This window comes from Marinobacterium sp. xm-g-48, assembly GCF_013282925.1.
In the GTDB taxonomy this organism is placed as follows: Bacteria; Pseudomonadota; Gammaproteobacteria; order Pseudomonadales; family Balneatricaceae; genus Marinobacterium_E.
This window is the reverse complement of the sequence record NZ_WBYQ01000002.1, coordinates 1-18,226: the sequence shown is the minus strand read 5'-3', so window position 1 is coordinate 18,226 and position 18,226 is coordinate 1. Positions and strand designations below refer to the sequence as shown.

Sequence of the window (18,226 nt, the reverse complement as noted above, 5' to 3'; positions counted from 1 at the left end):
TATGGAAATCGTCTATTTACTTATCCCTGTCGCGATCATCTTGGTAGCCTTTGCGACCTGGGCTTTCTTCTACAGCGTTAATTCTGGTCAATTTGATGACCTAGAGTCCCCTGCTCATCGCATTCTATACGACGATGATGAAGATATGATTCCTGAAGACGCGCGCGTCAAAAAAGAGCCTGAAGCTCCATCCTCTGAAACACCAAAAGATTGAGCATGCTGCCCGCCTCTCTTAGCTTCACCTCGGCATTCATCATTGGCCTTCTTGGCACAACACACTGCCTAGCCATGTGTGGTGGACTTGCCTCGAGTCTCAGTATAGGTGGAACAGGTCGAGCCAACTCCCTATTAGGTCTGTTTAGCTACAATCTTGGACGTATCGCTAGCTACTGTGCAGCGGGTGCCATTCTTGGTCTGTTAGGTGCAACCCTACAACAGACAGAGATAGCCTTTGCGCTACGCTGGATTGCAGGCCTTCTACTGATCAGCATGGGCCTCTACATCGCACAGTGGTGGTTTGGCCTAACGAAACTGGAACAGGCTGGCTCGCTATTGTGGAAACAGATAGCGCCTCTTCTTAAACCCTTTATGCCTGCCGACACCCCGTTTAAAGCCTTAGTACTGGGCATTGGCTGGGGCTGGCTACCTTGCGGTCTGGTCTACAGCACCTTAATCTGGTCATCGGCCGCCGGTAGCGTTGCAGAGAGCACTCTACTCATGCTGGGCTTTGGCTTGGGCACTTTGCCAGCCATGCTCGCCACTGGGCTACTGGCTAAACAACTACGCGAGCTGGTCGCCCACACATTGGTGCGCAAACTCTCGGGGCTACTGTTGATACTGATGGGCATTTGGACACTGCTAAGCGCGTAGCGGTTGACCCGTATCAACACATAACTCCCTATTATTGCTTAATATTCTGACATCTGAAGATTAAGGAATATTACTGTGCTGCAACAGACCAACATCCAGTGGGATACCGACCTGATTCGCCGTTATGATTTAGCAGGTCCTCGCTACACCTCTTACCCAACCGCACTGCAATTTACTGACACCCCAGACAGTGTCAAAACGCTCTCTAAAGCGATCAGTGAGCGCGACAGTCGTAAGCCTTTATCACTCTATATTCACATCCCCTTCTGTGCGCACGTCTGCTACTACTGCGGATGCAACAAGGTGGTCACAAAAGATCGCTCCCGTGCAGAACCCTACCTTCAGACGCTGTTAAAAGAGATTAAACTGCGTAGCACTGAACTGGGCAGTGACGTTCAAGTGGATCAGCTTCACTGGGGCGGCGGCACACCCACCTTCATTGATGATGAGCAGACCGCTCGTTTAATGCAGGCGCTAAAAGAGGCCTTTAAACTGCGTGATGACGATCAAGGTGACTACGCCATTGAGATCGATCCTCGTGAAATGACTAAAGACCGCTTAAAGCTGCTGCGTGAATTGGGTTTCAACCGCATCAGCATAGGGGTTCAGGATGTTAACGAAGCGGTTCAAATCAAGGTAAACCGCGTGCAATCCCTAGAGATGACAACGGACCTGCTTAAAGAGGCGCGTGAACTGGGCTTTCGCTCAATCAACGTTGATCTAATCTATGGCTTGCCGCTGCAAACTGAAGAGAGCTTTGCCGAGACCTTGGACCGAATTCTAGAGCTACGACCCGATCGTCTCTCGGTATTTAACTATGCTCACCTACCCGAGCGCTTTAAACCACAGCGTCGTATCAATGCCGATGAGTTACCCGACGCGCTCACTAAACTTGCGATTCACCATCAAAGTATTGAGAAGCTGACGGCAGCGGGCTACCGCAACATTGGTATGGATCACTTTGCTCTGCCAGACGACACACTGACACAACACCAAGATGATGGAACGCTGCACCGTAACTTCCAGGGCTATACCACTCACTCACAGTGTGACTTGATTGGTTTGGGCGTCTCATCGATTAGTCAGATTGGCGATTACTACCTACAGAACAGCCCTAACATTGAGCGCTACACGCAAGATATTGAATCTCAGGGCTCAGCATTAACCAAAGAGTACTGCCTCAATGAGGATGACAAAATTCGCAGAGCGGTGATTACCCGCCTGATCTGTGACTTCCAACTCGATTTTGCCGATCAATCCAAAGCGCTCAATATCGACTTTAAAGAGTATTTTGCTAACGAATTAAAACTGCTTGAGCCGATGGCACAGGATGGCCTGATTCATTTAAGAGAGGATGGAATGGATGTCACCGCCGCTGGGCGTTTGTTGATTCGTCGAATCTGCATGACCTTTGATGCCTATATCGATCACTCAGAACAGCGATTTTCTAAAATCATCTAATCCGATTTTGCACAGTAAATTTCACTAAAAGTGGACCGTTAAAAAGTCCACTTTTTTATCTAAATTGACTTGGGTCAATAAAGCGCTTTTGGATATACTGTCAGGCAACTAAGGAGCCCTTATGTCTGACACCAAAAACATCAAACTCGCCAGCATCGGCCAGGTAAGCTGTAACACCTGCAGCTTGAGTACACTCTGCTTGCCTGTCTCTCTAAACGACGAAGAGGCGCTTCGCCTCGACGATATCGTTGATAAGAGCAAACCACTTCACAAGGGCGACTTCCTGTTTAGACAGGGTGAAGAGTTCACGTCACTGTTCGCCATTCGTGCGGGGTCGTTAAAAACTTACTCTGTAAACCCTGAGGGAGAAGAGCAGATCAACGGTTTCTACTTCCCAGGTGAACTGGTTGGCCTAGCCGGATTCGATTCAGGCAGCTACCCAATGTCGGCTAAGATGCTTGAGACGACCACTGTCTGTGAGATCCCTTTCTCACGCTTGGACGATCTGGCAGGTCAAATGCCAGAGCTGCGTCGTTCTGTGATGCGCTCTATGAGCCACGAGATCAGCGATGACCAACAGATGATGATGCTGCTCTCTAAAAAGACGGCGGAACAACGTATCGCAACCTTTATTTTCAAGCTGTCGCAACGTTATGCCCTGCGTGGCTACTCTGCACAATCCTTCCGACTTTCGATGTCACGTAACGAAATAGGCAACTACCTTGGCCTAGCGGTCGAGACGGTCAGTCGAATCTTTACACGCTTCTCTTCACAAGAGCTGATTCGTGTTGAAGGTAAAGAGCTGGAAATTCTTGATCAAGCAGCGCTGCTGGATGCGGCTGGTGAAGCACCCAGCCCAGAGTGCAATCAACACCACGGTTAAATAAGGATCTTTAATGTCTTACGACGAGCACTATGTAAAATCGGTTGTCCGCTCTATTCCAGATTGGCCAGAGCCTGGCATTCTGTTCCGTGATATTACGCCGATTTTTCAAGATCCACGTGCCTCTCGCATGGTCGCAAACGCCTTTATTGATCGTTACATGCAGATGGATATTACCCACATAGCCTGTATCGATGCTCGAGGTTTTCTATTTGGTGCGATTATTGCGCACCAGCTGAACAAGCCTCTGATTTTGGTTCGTAAAAAAGGCAAGTTGCCCGGTGAAACGATTCACCAAGACTATACGCTAGAGTACGGCACAGCCTCCGTGGAGATTCAGAAGGATGCCGTTACCGCTGGCGACAAAGTGGTATTGATCGATGACCTTATTGCCACTGGGGGCACAGCACTGGCGGCCTGCACACTGATCAACGGTCTAGGGGCTAGCGTTGTTGAGGTAGCAGCGCTGATTGACCTGCCAGACCTTAACGGATCACAAAAAATCCAAGACACCGGCGTCCCCGTATACTGCTTACTGGCCTACGACGGTCTCTAATAGAAACCGAGGTTTAGCCACCTCGGTTTTTTTATACCTAGAAACGATAAAAATTTTAAGTTTAATGGAGTTTTAAATGCTTCGACTATCGACCACCCTACTCGCTGCATCACTTATGGCAGCAACTGCACAGGCTGAACAGGTTCAGATTCCTTTTGAGGGTTTAACACTCAACGGCAATCTTGAACTGGCTGCTGATAAATCCTTAGCAGACGGTGTCCTAATGCTGACGCACGGCACCCTGGCTCACAACGAGATGGAGATCATCAGCTACGTGCAGGAACAGATGGTCGATTACGGCATCTCTACTTTAGCCATCAACCTAAGTTATGGATTGGATAACCGCGAATCAGCGATGTACGACTGTACCGTTCCGGCTCAACACACCATGCAGCAAGCACTGGCTGAAATGGATGCTTGGCAGACTTGGCTGGATGGACAGGGCGCAGGCGATCGTTGGGTAATGGGTCACTCACGTGGCGGCAACCAGACGGCTCAATTTGCTGCAGCTAACCAAGATAAGATCAAAGGCCAAGTTCTATTAGCACCTGCAACTTGGGACTACGGCAAGACGTTAGAGGGTTATGGCAAACGCTATGAAACGCCCATCGAGCCGATTCTAGAGAAAGCTAAGGGCATGGACCCTAAAGCGATAATCGATGGCATCAGCGTCATCTACTGTGAGAACAGCGGTGCGTCGGCTGAAGCCGTCCTAAGCTACTACGGCAACTACCCAGAGTACGACACACCCACAGTGTTAAAAGAGACGAACATCCCTACTCTAGTCATCGCAGGCAGCTTGGATACCGTGGTTGCAGATCTTCCTGAAAAGATGGAAAGTATCGACAAAGAGAACATTGAACTAGTAGTCGTTGAGGATGCAGATCACTTCTTCTTAGATCTGTTTGCCGACGAGGCGGTGGAATATGCGGTCGATTTTATCGAAAACCTGTAGCGCACTTCTTCTCAGCTTGGGCCTTATGATAAGCGCCCAAGCCGAGGTAAAGCTTGAGACAGCTACGGATCTTCAGTCGCTTGGTAAAGCGAACCCTAACGAAGTAATTGTTCTGTTGGTCTCTCAGGATGGCTGTGCCTTCTGTGTTACCGTCAAAGAGGATTTCCTAAAACCTCTTTTACAAACGAACGATGCACCCCCTATTCAGGTACTGGATCTGAGCAACCCTACTCCCGTTATCAACTTTGATGGCTCAACGGGCTCGGCTGAACAGGTTGCTAAAAGCTTGGGTGGACGCTTCACCCCGACCATTCTATTTGTCGATGCAAAGGGCGAGACTCGCGCTAAAAAGATCGTCGGTGTGAACACGCCAGAGTTCTACGGTTACTACATCGATGAAGCGATTAAATCGGCTCGTAACAGTTTTTAAGCTCAGAAACTAACCGCAAGCAGAGGGCTCTCTGCTTGCATCCCTTCTATCAGAGCAACATAATAGCGCCCCTTCACCTAATCCGCATTTAGAGGTTTTATGCTCTGGTTTCGTAACGCTATTTGGTACCGTTTTTCTCCCAGTGATTCATTCAATGAAGCCGCACTGATGGAGGCGCTAGAAGCCAGACCCTTCGTACCCTGCAAAGGCGCAGAACCACGTTCAGTGGGTTGGGGTAAAGTGGCGCCAGGTGTCATCGATCTACCGGTACTGACCAGTCACGGCTTTCACCTTATCTCACTGCGAGAAGAGGAGAAGATCCTACCCTCGAGCGTGATCAAAGATCAGCTCAACGAGAAGGTAGAACAGATAGAGGCGACCGAAGATCGTAAGGTCTACCGTAAAGAGAAGGTGCAGCTTAAGGACGAGATCACTCTGACACTGCTACCACGCGCATTTACACACCGTAAAACCACACGTGCTCTTATTGCGCCTCACCATAAACTACTGATTGTGGAAGGCAGCAGCTTTAAGCGCGCAGAAGAGCTGCTAAGCACACTGCGTGAAGATCTAGGGTCACTATCGGTAAAACTGACCTCGACCGCGCTTCCTGCCAACAAAGTATTCAGCGACTGGCTACTAGAGAACCGTGATCTACCCCGTGCACTTGAACTGGGTGCTGTCACCGAGTTTACCGATCCTCTAGAGACCAGCAGCCAGATCAAGATTAAAGGCCAAAACCTGACAGATAAAGAGATCCAAGCGCACCTTAGCGGAGGCATGTTAGCAGAGCGCCTAGAACTGGTGTGGCGTGATCAATTGCAGTTTGTCATGCACTCGGATCTAACCCTGCACTCGATTAAAATGACGGATCAGTACCAAGAGCAACAGAGCGACCGCGAGCAAGAGGACGAAGCACTGGCACTGGATGCTGATCTAGCCCTGTTGGGCATTGAATTTACCCGCCTACTCCCTGAGCTTTTGGAAGCCCTGGGCGGTGAGGCAGAAGAGGCTTAATTTTGGCAAAGACCTACTCCGTAAAAGAGATCTTCTACACCCTACAAGGCGAAGGCTTTCACGCAGGACGCCCTGCGGTGTTCTGTCGCTTTACCGGTTGTAATCTTTGGAGTGGTCGTGAAGCCGATCGAGTGGCTGCAGTCTGCCAATTCTGTGATACCGATTTCGTGGGTACGGATGGTCAAAACGGCGGCAAGTTCACCTCCGCCGAAGCCCTGGCACAAAGGATCGCTAGCTTCTGGCCAGATCCTAAGCAAGGACAACCCTTTGTCGTCATCACCGGGGGCGAGCCTGCCCTGCAGATGGACAGCGATCTGATCGATGCTCTACATAACCAAGGGTTTGAGATCGCCATTGAGACCAACGGCACCCTACCGCTTCCAAACGGAATCGATTGGGTCTGTGTCAGCCCCAAAGGGAGCTCCGAGATTCTTCTTTTAGAGGGCCACGAGTTGAAGCTGGTCTACCCGCAAAAAGAGCTCAGAGCACAGCCAGAACAGTTCCAAAATCTAAGCTTCGAACACTTCTACATCCAACCCCTGGATGACCAAAACGCGCTTGAAAATCGTGCACGTTGTATCGAATATTGTATGCAAAATCCTCAATGGAAATTGAGCATTCAGACCCACAAAATCCTTGACATCGACTGATCGTTTTTAACCTTTAATTCTCTAAAATCGACCACCCCAGTAACCATGGGGGCTAGCAAAGTGTGCTCACATTATCTGTGGATAACCCTGTGCACAGAGTCATCAAAGGTGAACTAAAGCGTCATTAAAAGGTAAAAGCAGAAAATTGGTTAAAATTTAACCAATACCATTAAGCCTATAATAAACAATAACTTACATTGGCAATGTAATCTTAAATTGTCTATTTTGGGCCTAACTTGATCATAATGTCGAAAATAGAACTTAAGTTAGTACTTTGGCGACACTGATGCAGAATTATGTTATTTCAAACTAAGTTTGATACTGGTATCAACATGATTTGAATTTAAAACTGTGCATTGGAGAAGGCTGTGGATATATATTAGTGCAATCTAATATTTAAATTCAAATTAAGCTTGATATTCAAATTATAATGACAAGGATCTGGGGTTTACTGATACGGACTTACTCTTCCTAGAACTAAACTAAAGCCTTGATGAATCCCTTTGCTCTCATACTAGTAACATCACTTAGATTTATCGATCCACTATTCTTAGCAAACGATCAAGCTGATACTTCGGAAGCAACTTTTCTAACCAGTAAAGGGCCTTTGTAGGAGGGGTAATAAAGTAATTCGCTTTGGGTTTTCGTGCATTGATGGCATGGTCTAGCGCTTTAAAAACGTATTCTTGTGGGTAGTTTCCAGTGCTCTCATGATCAGGCTTATTTAGGCGTGGTAACACAGTTTCATTGTAAATATCTTTGTTAACAGAGTGCTCGACATTCACATACTTCAATAAGGCTTTTAAAGCATTCGCTCTGAATCGACTCTCTACTGGACCTGTATTAAGGAGACTGAACTCTATTCCGCTGCCTTTCATCTCAACTCGCATCGACTGAACCATGCCTTCAAGGGCGTACTTACTGGCGACATAGGCTCCACGACACGCCATACCAACAAACCCTAGTACAGAACTGTGAATGACAATTCGCCCCTCTCCTTGTTGTCTCATGTGAGGGATGGCAAGCGTATTGAGATGGTGCAATCCGAAAACATTTACTTTGAACTGTTCTTCAAACGCTTCGACGGGTAGGTCTTCTACGAAGCCTGCTTGGCCAAACCCTGCATTTTGAAATAGAACGTCGATACGATTATCCAAGAGTTCTAACGCTGCATTAAAGCCACTCTGAATGCTTCTATAATCAGACATCTCGATGAAGACTGTAGGAATACCTTTTAATGCTAACTCTTCAGCATCTTCATTGTTTCGTATGGTCCCAACAACGTTATGACCCAGCTCTCTTAAACGTAAAGCACAGTAGTAACCGATTCCACCAGGGGATACACCGGTGATTAAAATATGTTTCATGAATTATCATCAATTAGCTGGTATGTAGCGCTTCTGGGGCCACCAATGCGCTTTATAAGACCAATATCTTCAAGCTTTTTAAGTGATTTAAAGAATTGAGAGCGAGAAACCTCTATTTCCTGCTTTCTTGTTAACTCTTCAAACTTTTCATGACTGAGCGTCGCTTGAGAACTCTTTTGATCAAGGGCATCCCATAACTTAACGAGCACTATTCGATCGGAGTCGGTCAAACTGCCTAACCCAAGGTCATTTGCAGCTGAATCCATTTGGCGGATTAGTTGAAGAAAAAAATTAAGCTTACCCAAAAATTACTCCAAAGTATGAAATTTCTGTAAGTGTACTTATTCTAGGGAAGCTGCGAATAGGTCCTGCGATTTAGGTATCGAGCGAAGCTTTGAGCTGACCGCCTAACTTTTGAACACCAAATTTCCAATTCTCCCCAATTTTCGGCCGGATTTCGACCCTATTTCGGGCGATTCCCGGATTTCAGACAGATCTTGGCTGTCGTCGCAACATTTGGTCTACTTTAAACAGGTTTGCCAAGGTGAATAGCATGGCTAACTGAGAGTCATTTTTCATCAGTCCTTTATAGCGTGCTTTGATAAAGCCAAACTGACATTTGATGATCCGAAACGGATGCTCTACCTTTGCCCGGATGCTGGCTTTTAAGTATTCGATGTTAATAATGGTTTTGTTCTTACGAGGATGCTTTTTCAGGGCTCGCACCTTGCCGGGACGCTCGGCAATTAGCCATTCTACATTCGAGTCTTTCAGTTCTTCCCGCTTCTCTGCGCCCTGATAACCAGCATCACCAGAGATGAATTCCTCGTCGCCGTGCAACAGGTTTTTCAACTGATTCAGATCATGTTCATTGGCGGCAGTAGTCACCAGCGTATGGGTTAAGCCGCTCTTGGCATCCACGCCAATATGGGCTTTCATGCCGAAGTGCCATTCGTTGCCTTTCTTGGTCTGATGCATATCCGGGTCACGTTGCTTGTCTTTGTTCTTGGTGGAGCTAGGCGCTTCAATAATCGTCGCATCCACCAACGTGCCCTGTGTCATCATCACACCACAATCCGACAGCCATTGGTTGACGGTTTTAAATAACTTGCGCGTGAGTGTGTGTTTTTCCAGTAAGTGCCGGAAATTCATGATGGTGGTGCGGTCAGGAATGGCCTTATCCAGTGACAGTTGTGCAAACTGGCGCATTGAAGTAATCTCGTACAGCGCGTCCTCCATGGCTTCATCACCAAGACTGTACCACTGCTGCATACAGTGAATGCGGAACATGGTTTCCAGCGGATACGGACGGCGACCATTACCCGCCTTGGGGTAGAAAGGGTCTATTACATCCAGCAATTGAGACCACGGTAGCAGGTTATCCATTCGGGATAAAAATATCTCTTTACGAGTCTGACGGCGTTTGCTGGAAAACTCGCTATCGGCAAAGGTGAACTGGTGGCTCATGGAACATTGGTTCCTGCTGGATTGCTATGTCACTATGATCTCACATCAGGAACTTATTCGCATCTTCCTTAGATGGCACTGTGTTGAGTTAGATTGAATTTAACCAGTTCAATGCTTCAAGTTCATCTGAAAACTGTTTTACTCTATATTGAGTAAGTTGGACATTATCTTTGATTGCAGGATAGATACCATTTTGAGGTTCATTATCGAGTATTGCAATTGCAGCGTGTTTGAATTTTAGTTCTGATGTTACAAATCTCGCGAAAATAGTTTGTTCAACTTTTGAAGCTTTTAAATTGGCTAATCGATAATCAATGAGTAACTTATAAATGGCTTTTTGTTTGTAATCAGTAATTATTGTTTGAAAGATTTGAGTGCGTTCATCGAAGTCTATCTCTCCTTCATATACCACCATTATAATGTGAGAATTATCAATTTTTGATATATGGTGTGGCATAACAAAGTTTACTCTATACAAGGCTCATTCATAGGGTTGATTATAGATTAATATGCCAGTGAATCGCTACCAATAACTTAGACACTTCCCAGCCTTTCTTGGTAACGGTTTTCATACTCTACTGGTGACAGCAGATTATTGGAACCATGTTTTCTTTTGCAGTTATAAAACATCTCGATGTATTCAAAGATATCGCTTCTGGCATCGTCTCTTGTTGAGTAGATTTTTCGCTTGATGCGTTCACGTTTCAGTAGTTGGAAGAAACTCTCAGCAACAGCATTGTCGTGACAGTTTCCTCGTCTGCTCATGCTACCTTCCAGGCCATTAGCTTTGAGGAATGCTTGCCAATCATGGCTGGTGTACTGGCTTCCCTGGTCGGAATGCACCATCACTTGTTGTTTAGGATTACGCCGCCAGACAGCCATCAGCAGCGCATTCAGCACAATGTCTTTGGTAATGCGTGACTGCATTGACCAGCCAATCACTTTGCGTGAGAACAAATCCACGACCACTGCCAGATATAACCAACCTTCGTGAGTGCGGATATGTGTAATATCCGTTACCCAGGCTTCATCTGGCGCCGTAGGATTAAACTGACGCTGCAACCGGTTGGGAACAACAATGTGACTCTCACCACCACGATGACGTGGCCTGCGATAGCCCACCTGAGCCTTCAGATCTTCTGAGCATTACTTCAAACAGCTACGTATGATAATAGATTCCCCGTTTAACACGCTATTTACTCTCTATTGCATATCGACTCAAAATTAGTGCAACAATGTTCTTGGCAATATTCTTTTTAGCCTCGTCACTTAGCGCATCTTCAATTTTAAAAAGCTGTGGCCAGAAACACTGCCCTTTTACCAAACTGTCTATTTCATTCACCACGTATTTAACATCATCAAAAGCCAATCTGCCATCAGCCTTTGCATCATTGAGCCATCGATGCATGGCCGTTTCCTGAGCTTTTAACTGCGCTACTTCGTCTTTGAGTTTATCAGGTTCATAAAAGAAGTAGCCAATCGCTACACGGGCTAAATCAAGATGACTTTCACTTACCATAAACTCGATGTCTTTGAGAATGATGCTTTGCAGCTGTGTATCGAGAGGTTCGTTAGGTAAGTAATGCGCTGTGATATTCATTATGGCACTTTGCCACTGCTCGGTGACAAGATGCATAACTAAATCTTCTTTCGTAGAAAAGTGATTATACACAGTACGCTTAGACACATTAGCCAACTCAGCAAGCTTATCCATGCTAGTACCTTTCACGCCAAATTCTTGAAACGCTTGCGTCGCTGCTTGAATAATCGCTTCGCGTTTTAAGTCGCTAAGGGTTCGTGTATTGCCAGCCATTGGTCTACTCTCTTAATCATATAAAACTTCTTTTTACACCGACCAGTTTACTTTTCAATGCAGATGAACCATAATGCACTCGCCAGTTTACTTTTGTATTAACATACTATAAGGCGCACAATGTTTGCAACGTAGGTTGTTTTTAAATGCAACGATACTGGTTATCTATGTTCAACATATTACTAATGGATGGCATACGACTATGTCCTTGAAACACTACTCACATACTCTAGCGCTAAGTCTCTTTTCTATTTTTATTTTCACCGCTTGCTCACCTGAAAAAGCTCAGCAGCAACAATCGGAGGTAGTGCGGCATGTGAAGTTTGCTGAAGTCTCACCTATTCCCAATTTTGACGAATTTACGTTTCCTGCCGTCGTATCTGCTGTGAAAACTGTTGATTTGAGTTTTGAAGTCTCTGGCCGATTAATACAAACCGATTTAGTTACCGGCAGTGATATCACTAAAGGCAAGCTGCTTGCCACAATAGACAGAAAGCCCTTTGAGCGCAGAGTTGAAGAGTCTAAAACCAGATTAGAACAAGCAAAACGAGAACTCGATAGAATTGAAAAAATGTTCGCACAAAATTTGGTATCTCAAAGCGCACTGGATTCGGCAAAAACATCCTATGAATTATCTGTTATTGACCTTAAAAACGCAGAACAAGACTTAAGTTATACTCGGCTTTACGCGCCATTTGATGCGAAAGTATCCCAACGTCTTGTAGAAAATAACAGTTTTGTAAAATCAGGGACTGCTATCGCCCGTTTGCAAGATGTGTCGAAAATCTACTTTAATATCAATGTGCCAGAGCGCTTACTTACCGCCAACATAGGGCGTGGCATTAAGCAAGCGAGTGCCACATTGGCGACAAACCGCAGTCAGTGGTACCCAGTAACTTATGTTGAGCATTCCACACAACCGGACCCCGTATCTCAAACCTACGAAGTAGTATTCGCCATGGAGCCTCGAAAAGAATTACCACTCACTCCTGGTGCTCGAGCAGTGGTTAAAGTAAGCCTTCAAGGTAGTTTATATTCCGACGGCTTAGTCGTGCCAGTGAAAGCACTAGTCGGTGATGAGAACGATGGCTTTGCCGTTTGGGTACTTGATGACAGTCTACAAACAGTGAAACAACACAGCGTTGATGTCAAACATATCGAGGGGGATATTGCTGTAGTAGAAGGGCCAATTTCACTTGGTCAAAAGGTGGTTGCCGCTGGAGCAGCACAAATGCGAGAAAACATGAAAGTGCTTCCGTATAAGGGAGAAAAATAAACCATGGATATCGCCCGCTTTTCAATCGACAAACCCGTAAATGTTTGGCTGATGGTCATCATACTGCTACTAGGTGGTGTGCTGGCTATGACCAAAATTGGTCGACTTGAAGACCCTGCTTTTACCATCAAACAAGTTAAGATATACACTGCTTATCCTGGCGCTAGCGCGGAAAAAGTTGAACGTGAAATCACAGAACGTTTAGAAATCGCTATTCAACAAATGCCCCAATTAAAAGAAGTGACTTCAATATCTTCTCCAGGGCGTTCTGAAATTACCGTAGAGGTAAAGAGTACTTACGATAGTGATGTGTTACCTCAAATTTGGGACGAATTGAGGAAGCGCCTTCACGACACCGCCAGTTCGCTGCCCACGGGCGCTCAAGACCCCGTAGTATTTGATGACTTCGGTGATGTTTATGGGCTTTATTACGCTCTCAGCGCTCCAGATTTCGACACCCATGAGTTACGTGAGTTTGCCCGAATTATTCGTCGAGATTTACTTACCACTGAAGGTGTGGCAAAGGTCAACGTAACCGGTATTCAAAAAGAGCAAATTGTTGCTTACATCAACCCATATCAACTCGCTGGGTTGGGTATTTCTTTCCCAGATTTGACCTCATTGTTCCAAGACAATCTTCGACCATTCAATGGTGGGCGCGTAAAGGTGGATGAAAAAAACGTGCGCTTGATTGTCAAGCGTGCACCAGACAGATTAGATGAAATTTCAAATCTATCACTGGTGATCCCTGGTACAAACCGTTCTTTGCGTGTTGCTGATGTTGCGACCTTAAAACTCGAACCTGCTGATATTCAGCCTGTATTAGTGCGATATAACGGTGCAGAAGCCCTTACGCTAAGTGTGTCAGCATTAACGGATGTGAACATCGTAGATGTCGGCGAGCGAGTAAATGCAAAAGTGGAGGCCCTGCTCAAACAACTTCCAGTTGGTATTACCCTGACTCCCATTTACGATCAAGCCTCAGTAGTTGATGATTCGGTGGACGGCTTTATCAATAACCTTGTGATGTCTGTGGCCGTGGTAACATTAACCTTGTGTTTATTCATGGGATGGCGCTCTGGGGTTGTGGTAGGCACTGTATTACTTGTTACCGTACTCGGTACCATCCTCATCATGTGGTTGATGGATATTCAGCTTCAGCGTATTTCATTAGGGGCAATGGTCATCGCCATGGGTATGCTGGTCGATAATGCAATAGTGGTAGCAGAAGGCATGATGCTGCGAATGGCAACAGGTGCCTCAGCAAAAGATGCAGCCAGCTTCATTGTTAAGCGCACACAATGGCCGTTATTAGGCGCAACCATAATAGGTATTGCCGCCTTCTCTGGCATTGGTTTATCTAACGATGCAACCGGCGAGTTCCTTTATTCATTGTTTGCCGTAGTGTTGGTTTCATTGATGATCAGCTGGATACTTGCCGTAACGTTGGTCCCCGTATTAGGCGCACATTTTTATCGCAAGGGCATGTCGCAATCACAAAGTGATGCGCCCTCCGCTGCACAACAGTGGTTTAAACACACACTTATCGGCGCACTGAAACTGCGTTGGGTAACCATTGCAGCACTCCTCGTTATTACCATTGTTGCCTATGGCAGTTTTGGTATGGTCAAACAAGGGTTCTTTCCACCATCAAATGCACCGGTATTTTTTGTGCACTATTGGGGGCCCCAAGACCGCGACATTCGCGCGACAGAGCAAATTGCCAAAGAAGCAGAGAAACGTATTTTAGCGCTGGATAATGTCAGTGCCGTAACCACATTTATTGGGCAAGGTGCTGATAGATTTACGCTGACATACGCGCCAAAAAGCGCTAATGAAAACTATGCATTCTTTATGGTCCGTGCCAGCGAATTAGAGCACATTCCTGCCATTCAACGTGCATTAACCAGCAAGCTAAGTGATTTGGATTTAGATGCCAATTTCTATATGGAGCGCATGCAATTTGGTCCAGGCTCAGGCGCTAAACTCGAAGCGCGTTTCTCAGGTCCAGATACTGAAGTGTTACGCCAACTAGCAGAAGAAGCCAAAGCCCGTTTATTTGAAGATGGTCAGGTGATTGATGTTCGTCATAACTGGCGAGAGAAAGGGTTTGCAATAAACACACAGTTCGACAACTACAATGCGGGAATTGCTGGGGTTTCGCATTCAGATTTTAGTCAAACCGTACAGTACGCAAGCAGTGGTGTGAAACTGGGCACCGTGCAAGATGGTGATTATGCCTATAATATCATGGCAAAAATGGGGAACGCCGATGACACGGCTCTTCAGTCTATTCGCGAGTCTCAAGTATGGTCTTCTCAGCAACGTCAGTATATTCCTTTTACCCAGGTATCACATGGCTTAGACCTTATGACTGAAGAGCTGCGCATTCATCGCAAAGATCGCCTGCGCACCATAACCGTTGAAGCAGAGCCTGGCGAACATGAAACCGCAGGCAAAGCGCTGGCGCGTATTCGCCCGTTAATTGAAGATATTGATTTGCCTGCGGGCTACAACCTTGAATGGGGTGGTGAGTTTGAAAGCGCTAGCGAAGCTCAACAGGCCTTAGGTGCAGGTTTACCCGCTGGTTTCTTAGTGATGTTCATTATCTCGGTGTTATTGTTTGGCCACGTACGCCAACCGCTTATTATATGGCTGGTTGTCCCCATGGCGGTAGTAGGTGTAGTCACGGGCTTGTTGTCTACTGATATGCCATTCGGCTTTATGTCGCTACTGGGCTTTTTGAGTTTATTCGGGATGCTGATTAAAAATGCCATAGTACTTATTGAAGAAATTGATCTTCAAATTGAAGAAGGATTGGCAATAAAAAGCGCCATCGTTGAAGCCACACTAAGCCGCGTCAGACCCGTAGCACTTGCGGCCGTGACAACTATATTGGGGATGGCTCCATTGTTGTTTGATGCTTTTTTTGCCGATATGGCTGTGACCATAATGGGCGGACTCACATTCGCGACAATTCTAACGCTTATTGCCGTTCCCGTTTTATATAGCCTGCTATTTAAAGTAAGTTATAGAAAAGCCTAGCAGCTTCTGAATAAATGTAACGTTAATTTGGCGCTTGCTCGATACGCTCTATCACCTTTGATAAAACGCTCGTCAAAGGTGCTAGCGCCATTTTAGCGTTTTGCTTCTACCCTTTTCTGCATAAACTTCATCACATTTCGCCACGACACTATACCCACTGGGTGATAATGTATGTCGACTATGGGTATGCACGATATCTTATTGTTATTGAACAATTCGATGGCAGTAAAAACGGAATCCTCCGGGGTTAAGGTGATGACTTCTCGGGTCATGATTTGATGGGCACGCTTATCTAAATGTTGCTCTGTCTCGCACTCGCTCACCAACGGTATCAATAAACGGACTTATCGCTTTTAAAAAATCGCGATCTGAAATGATTCCGGTAAGTACATTGTCATGTACCACGAGTAAATGATGAAATCCCGTTGCCGAAAATAGCTCTCTAAGCGACTGTAAGCTGTCATCCATGTGAACACTCACTACGCGCTTAGACATTATGTTCGCTATGCCCCTAGAAGTCGAAATTAAGTTCCGATCTTTCTTTTTGCTTGTAGCGGGGAGGTATTGATTTTATCGCACTCCAATTTAAGAGATCTTCCTTATCGTCAGTAAGAAGTTTGTCTGCAATTTGTGCCAAATCAATTCCGATAGCACTATACGAAGAGATGTTAACGAAACGTTGAAATGACTTATCAACTCCTCCCAGAACTTTATTTTCAGCCATAAGGGTATAAGGGTTCTTTGTCTTTGTTTCCAAATACGGAACCTCATGCTCTACGATCCTAGATACTTTGAGTATCTTGAAAGTCTGATCATTCGAAAGAGTGTCGAAGAATTCAGGTGCTATATTACTGTGATCAATCGCTATCGATTCAATTGCATACTGCTCAACCCAGTCCGAGAAATTTGCAGCACTCATATCGGCGGAATACATTTTTCGATCACTAAGCAGCTTATACATGATCTTCCAAAGATCATTCTTACTGTCTGACAACAATTCTAAAGGTAAGATTCTATTAGGTAGACTCTTATACTTCCTAGATAACAGATCAAATGCATCAATGAATCGCTCCCAGCGATCACTTTCATTCACCTTATCTCTTACAGGAATTGCATCAGCTAGTTCCAATGCCCTTGATGTAACAAATCTTAGAAGCGCGTCTTGTACAGGGCTGTATAACGTATACCTCAGCTTAGCTGAGTGCTCTGAGTGTGATAGCTCATCATTTTTTTCGGGGTAGGCTTTCTTGAATAAATGAAATAACGGAGAAGCCATCACAACGTCTTCATTACCAATTTCACTAATTATTTCGTAAGCGTGGATAACTTCGTCTGCTGTGAACAGTTCACTTAAGTTGCCATCAAATTGGTAATCAGTTTTACCAATTCTGTATAGACTAGGTCTTTGAGTTAGATTTAATTTAATATTCTTCATTTGCGGACACCTCTTTTTATTATTATTAATCCGTAATACAAAAATATAATTTTAAAGAAAAAAAAGCAATAATGAATTTTTGTAAAAATTCATGACAAATTTTAAAAATAAAAAGGAGGCTTCCGCCTCCCTATTAAATCAAGCCAACATAAAGTCAACAACTTCTGAAGTTTTCATACCATCTATGAACATTTTCTTAATATTTCGAATCAGATAAGGCGTTTCAGAATCACAAACCACGTAATTATAATTTAACCACTCCATCAGTTCTTCAATATAATAATCAAGATTATTTTCTTCCGAGCTATCTAAATTAAAATCTAAGGTATCATTCTTAGGTAAATAGGCTGCGCTTATTGTTTTAGTAGAGAACGGTGAAATGTGAGAAGCTACTCTCAAGTCATAAAAAGGATTCATCCCTTCATTGATGCACAAAAAGTTTCTGATCGTATCTCTTTGACTGGGCAGCAAAGAATCTGGCTCATGAAGAACAGCAAATAGATCATCTCTCATATCCGCAATTAAGTTATAGCTTGCCTGCAAGGCTTCAGGAGCATACCGAGCAGCATTTACAAGCCAGACATGAATCGATACGAAATACTCTAACTGCTGTAGACGTTCATCACTAGCTAGCAAATGCGCCAAAGAGACCAAGTTGTATCTAATTGATGAAACTACACCGTTTCTAGCTCTAGACTCTCTGATGTTTGATCTAGCGTCTTGTAAAGCCACATTTGAACGCGTGTATCCTATTGAATGATCTAACCTGCCAACATGAAAATGTTTACGTTTGAATTTTCGATTCTTATAAGGTCGGTGAAGAATCATTGAGACAAGATCAATCACATCAAGCTCTACCAACTCTTTGCTGTAATTCATGAAATTATCGAATCCTACATCCCTCACAGCCTGCTTCTTAGAGGAAGCAAACACCCTTTCAAACTCGAGCGGATTAGTTTCTGACAAAACTCTCAAGCCCTGGCTCCAAGCGTTTTGCTGTT

The 18,226-nt window shown here is 45.1% G+C and carries 20 protein-coding genes and 1 pseudogene; 11 read left to right on the top strand and 10 right to left on the bottom strand.

The window, feature by feature from the left end; translation table 11 throughout:
- Position 1 precedes the first annotated feature (1 nt).
- The 9 genes from ccoS to queE all read left to right on the top strand — a co-directional run bounded on the left by ccoS (position 2) and on the right by queE (position 6,822).
- The gene (gene ccoS, locus XMG48_RS04015; protein ID WP_173480781.1) at positions 2–214 is read left to right on the top strand and encodes a cbb3-type cytochrome oxidase assembly protein CcoS; all 213 of its coding nucleotides are present in this window, start codon (positions 2–4) and stop codon (positions 212–214) included.
- A gap of 2 nt (positions 215–216) precedes the next feature.
- Positions 217–870: a sulfite exporter TauE/SafE family protein gene (locus tag XMG48_RS04010; protein WP_173480780.1), complete on the top strand. Its 654-nt coding sequence runs from the start codon at positions 217–219 to the stop codon at positions 868–870.
- 75 nt (positions 871–945) lie between these two features.
- On the top strand, positions 946–2,331 hold the full coding sequence (gene hemN / locus XMG48_RS04005) for an oxygen-independent coproporphyrinogen III oxidase (RefSeq protein ID WP_173480779.1): 1,386 nt from the start codon (positions 946–948) through the stop codon (positions 2,329–2,331).
- Between the two features lie 121 nt (positions 2,332–2,452).
- Entirely contained in the window at positions 2,453–3,214 is a 762-nt protein-coding gene (gene fnr / locus XMG48_RS04000) for a fumarate/nitrate reduction transcriptional regulator Fnr (protein WP_173480778.1), read from the top strand.
- Positions 3,215–3,227: 13 nt separating this feature from the next.
- Positions 3,228–3,770, top strand: coding sequence for an adenine phosphoribosyltransferase (locus XMG48_RS03995; protein ID WP_173480777.1), 543 nt, complete (start codon positions 3,228–3,230; stop codon positions 3,768–3,770).
- A gap of 76 nt (positions 3,771–3,846) precedes the next feature.
- Positions 3,847–4,725, top strand: a complete 879-nt coding sequence (locus XMG48_RS03990) for an alpha/beta hydrolase (RefSeq protein WP_173480776.1) — start codon at positions 3,847–3,849, stop codon at positions 4,723–4,725.
- A gap of 25 nt (positions 4,726–4,750) precedes the next feature.
- Positions 4,751–5,155, top strand: a complete 405-nt coding sequence (locus XMG48_RS03985) for a thioredoxin fold domain-containing protein (RefSeq protein WP_173480775.1) — start codon at positions 4,751–4,753, stop codon at positions 5,153–5,155.
- A 99-nt stretch (positions 5,156–5,254) separates the two neighbouring features.
- Positions 5,255–6,172, top strand: a complete 918-nt coding sequence (locus tag XMG48_RS03980; RefSeq protein ID WP_173480774.1) for a recombination-associated protein RdgC — start codon at positions 5,255–5,257, stop codon at positions 6,170–6,172.
- Positions 6,172–6,822: a 7-carboxy-7-deazaguanine synthase gene (queE, locus tag XMG48_RS03975; RefSeq protein WP_173481156.1), complete on the top strand. Its 651-nt coding sequence runs from the start codon at positions 6,172–6,174 to the stop codon at positions 6,820–6,822. The genes XMG48_RS03980 and queE overlap by 1 nt, the downstream gene beginning before the upstream one ends.
- Positions 6,823–7,355: 533 nt before the next feature.
- On the opposite strand, the gene XMG48_RS03970 is transcribed toward queE, so the two are convergent.
- The 6 genes and pseudogenes from XMG48_RS03970 to XMG48_RS03945 all read right to left on the bottom strand — a co-directional run bounded on the left by XMG48_RS03970 (position 7,356) and on the right by XMG48_RS03945 (position 11,469).
- Positions 7,356–8,189 (bottom strand): SDR family NAD(P)-dependent oxidoreductase, encoded by an 834-nt coding sequence (locus XMG48_RS03970; RefSeq protein WP_173480773.1) that lies wholly within the window; start codon positions 8,187–8,189, stop codon positions 7,356–7,358.
- Entirely contained in the window at positions 8,186–8,494 is a 309-nt protein-coding gene (locus XMG48_RS03965) for a hypothetical protein (RefSeq protein WP_173480772.1), read from the bottom strand. The genes XMG48_RS03970 and XMG48_RS03965 overlap by 4 nt, the downstream gene beginning before the upstream one ends.
- Positions 8,495–8,675: 181 nt before the next feature.
- A complete protein-coding gene (locus XMG48_RS03960; protein ID WP_136249859.1) occupies positions 8,676–9,656 on the bottom strand; it encodes an IS5 family transposase in 981 nt (326 codons plus the stop codon).
- A gap of 88 nt (positions 9,657–9,744) precedes the next feature.
- Entirely contained in the window at positions 9,745–10,113 is a 369-nt protein-coding gene (locus XMG48_RS03955; RefSeq protein WP_136249858.1) for a hypothetical protein, read from the bottom strand.
- Positions 10,114–10,190: 77 nt separating this feature from the next.
- Positions 10,191–10,790, bottom strand: a pseudogene (locus XMG48_RS03950) (IS3 family transposase); the annotation flags it as partial.
- Positions 10,791–10,848: 58 nt separating this feature from the next.
- Positions 10,849–11,469, bottom strand: coding sequence for a TetR/AcrR family transcriptional regulator (locus XMG48_RS03945; RefSeq protein WP_136249857.1), 621 nt, complete (start codon positions 11,467–11,469; stop codon positions 10,849–10,851).
- A 124-nt stretch (positions 11,470–11,593) separates the two neighbouring features.
- Here XMG48_RS03945 and XMG48_RS03940 point away from each other — a divergent pair, with 124 nt between their 5' ends.
- Positions 11,594–12,745, top strand: coding sequence for an efflux RND transporter periplasmic adaptor subunit (locus XMG48_RS03940; protein WP_217363819.1), 1,152 nt, complete (start codon positions 11,594–11,596; stop codon positions 12,743–12,745).
- Between the two features lie 3 nt (positions 12,746–12,748).
- A complete protein-coding gene (locus XMG48_RS03935; protein ID WP_116369200.1) occupies positions 12,749–15,790 on the top strand; it encodes an efflux RND transporter permease subunit in 3,042 nt (1,013 codons plus the stop codon).
- A gap of 92 nt (positions 15,791–15,882) precedes the next feature.
- Here the strand turns inward: XMG48_RS03935 and XMG48_RS12160 are convergent, their stop codons facing one another.
- From XMG48_RS12160 to XMG48_RS03920, 4 genes are all read right to left on the bottom strand, one after another.
- Entirely contained in the window at positions 15,883–16,062 is a 180-nt protein-coding gene (locus tag XMG48_RS12160; RefSeq protein WP_254856799.1) for an HPP family protein, read from the bottom strand.
- A gap of 16 nt (positions 16,063–16,078) precedes the next feature.
- Positions 16,079–16,285: a CBS domain-containing protein gene (locus tag XMG48_RS12155; RefSeq protein ID WP_371731429.1), complete on the bottom strand. Its 207-nt coding sequence runs from the start codon at positions 16,283–16,285 to the stop codon at positions 16,079–16,081.
- A gap of 16 nt (positions 16,286–16,301) precedes the next feature.
- Entirely contained in the window at positions 16,302–17,225 is a 924-nt protein-coding gene (locus XMG48_RS03925) for a hypothetical protein (protein WP_173480770.1), read from the bottom strand.
- Positions 17,226–17,363: 138 nt separating this feature from the next.
- Positions 17,364–18,226 (bottom strand): hypothetical protein (locus XMG48_RS03920; protein ID WP_217363818.1); only part of this gene is annotated, 863 nt, incomplete at its 5' end.

Coding starts and splice junctions, on each gene's coding strand:
- XMG48_RS03960 (WP_136249859.1), bottom strand. CDS start 9,656: ATGAGCCACCAGTTCACCTTTGCCGATAGCGAGTTTTCCAGCAAACGC.
- XMG48_RS03980 (WP_173480774.1), top strand. CDS start 5,255: ATGCTCTGGTTTCGTAACGCTATTTGGTACCGTTTTTCTCCCAGTGAT.
- XMG48_RS03990 (WP_173480776.1), top strand. CDS start 3,847: ATGCTTCGACTATCGACCACCCTACTCGCTGCATCACTTATGGCAGCA.
- XMG48_RS03995 (WP_173480777.1), top strand. CDS start 3,228: ATGTCTTACGACGAGCACTATGTAAAATCGGTTGTCCGCTCTATTCCA.
- XMG48_RS04010 (WP_173480780.1), top strand. CDS start 217: ATGCTGCCCGCCTCTCTTAGCTTCACCTCGGCATTCATCATTGGCCTT.
- ccoS (WP_173480781.1), top strand. CDS start 2: ATGGAAATCGTCTATTTACTTATCCCTGTCGCGATCATCTTGGTAGCC.
- XMG48_RS12155 (WP_371731429.1), bottom strand. CDS start 16,285: ATGTCTAAGCGCGTAGTGAGTGTTCACATGGATGACAGCTTACAGTCG.
- XMG48_RS03955 (WP_136249858.1), bottom strand. CDS start 10,113: ATGCCACACCATATATCAAAAATTGATAATTCTCACATTATAATGGTG.
- XMG48_RS03935 (WP_116369200.1), top strand. CDS start 12,749: ATGGATATCGCCCGCTTTTCAATCGACAAACCCGTAAATGTTTGGCTG.
- XMG48_RS03970 (WP_173480773.1), bottom strand. CDS start 8,189: ATGAAACATATTTTAATCACCGGTGTATCCCCTGGTGGAATCGGTTAC.
- XMG48_RS12160 (WP_254856799.1), bottom strand. CDS start 16,062: ATGACCCGAGAAGTCATCACCTTAACCCCGGAGGATTCCGTTTTTACT.
- fnr (WP_173480778.1), top strand. CDS start 2,453: ATGTCTGACACCAAAAACATCAAACTCGCCAGCATCGGCCAGGTAAGC.
- XMG48_RS03985 (WP_173480775.1), top strand. CDS start 4,751: ATGATAAGCGCCCAAGCCGAGGTAAAGCTTGAGACAGCTACGGATCTT.
- XMG48_RS03925 (WP_173480770.1), bottom strand. CDS start 17,225: ATGAAGAATATTAAATTAAATCTAACTCAAAGACCTAGTCTATACAGA.
- XMG48_RS03945 (WP_136249857.1), bottom strand. CDS start 11,469: ATGGCTGGCAATACACGAACCCTTAGCGACTTAAAACGCGAAGCGATT.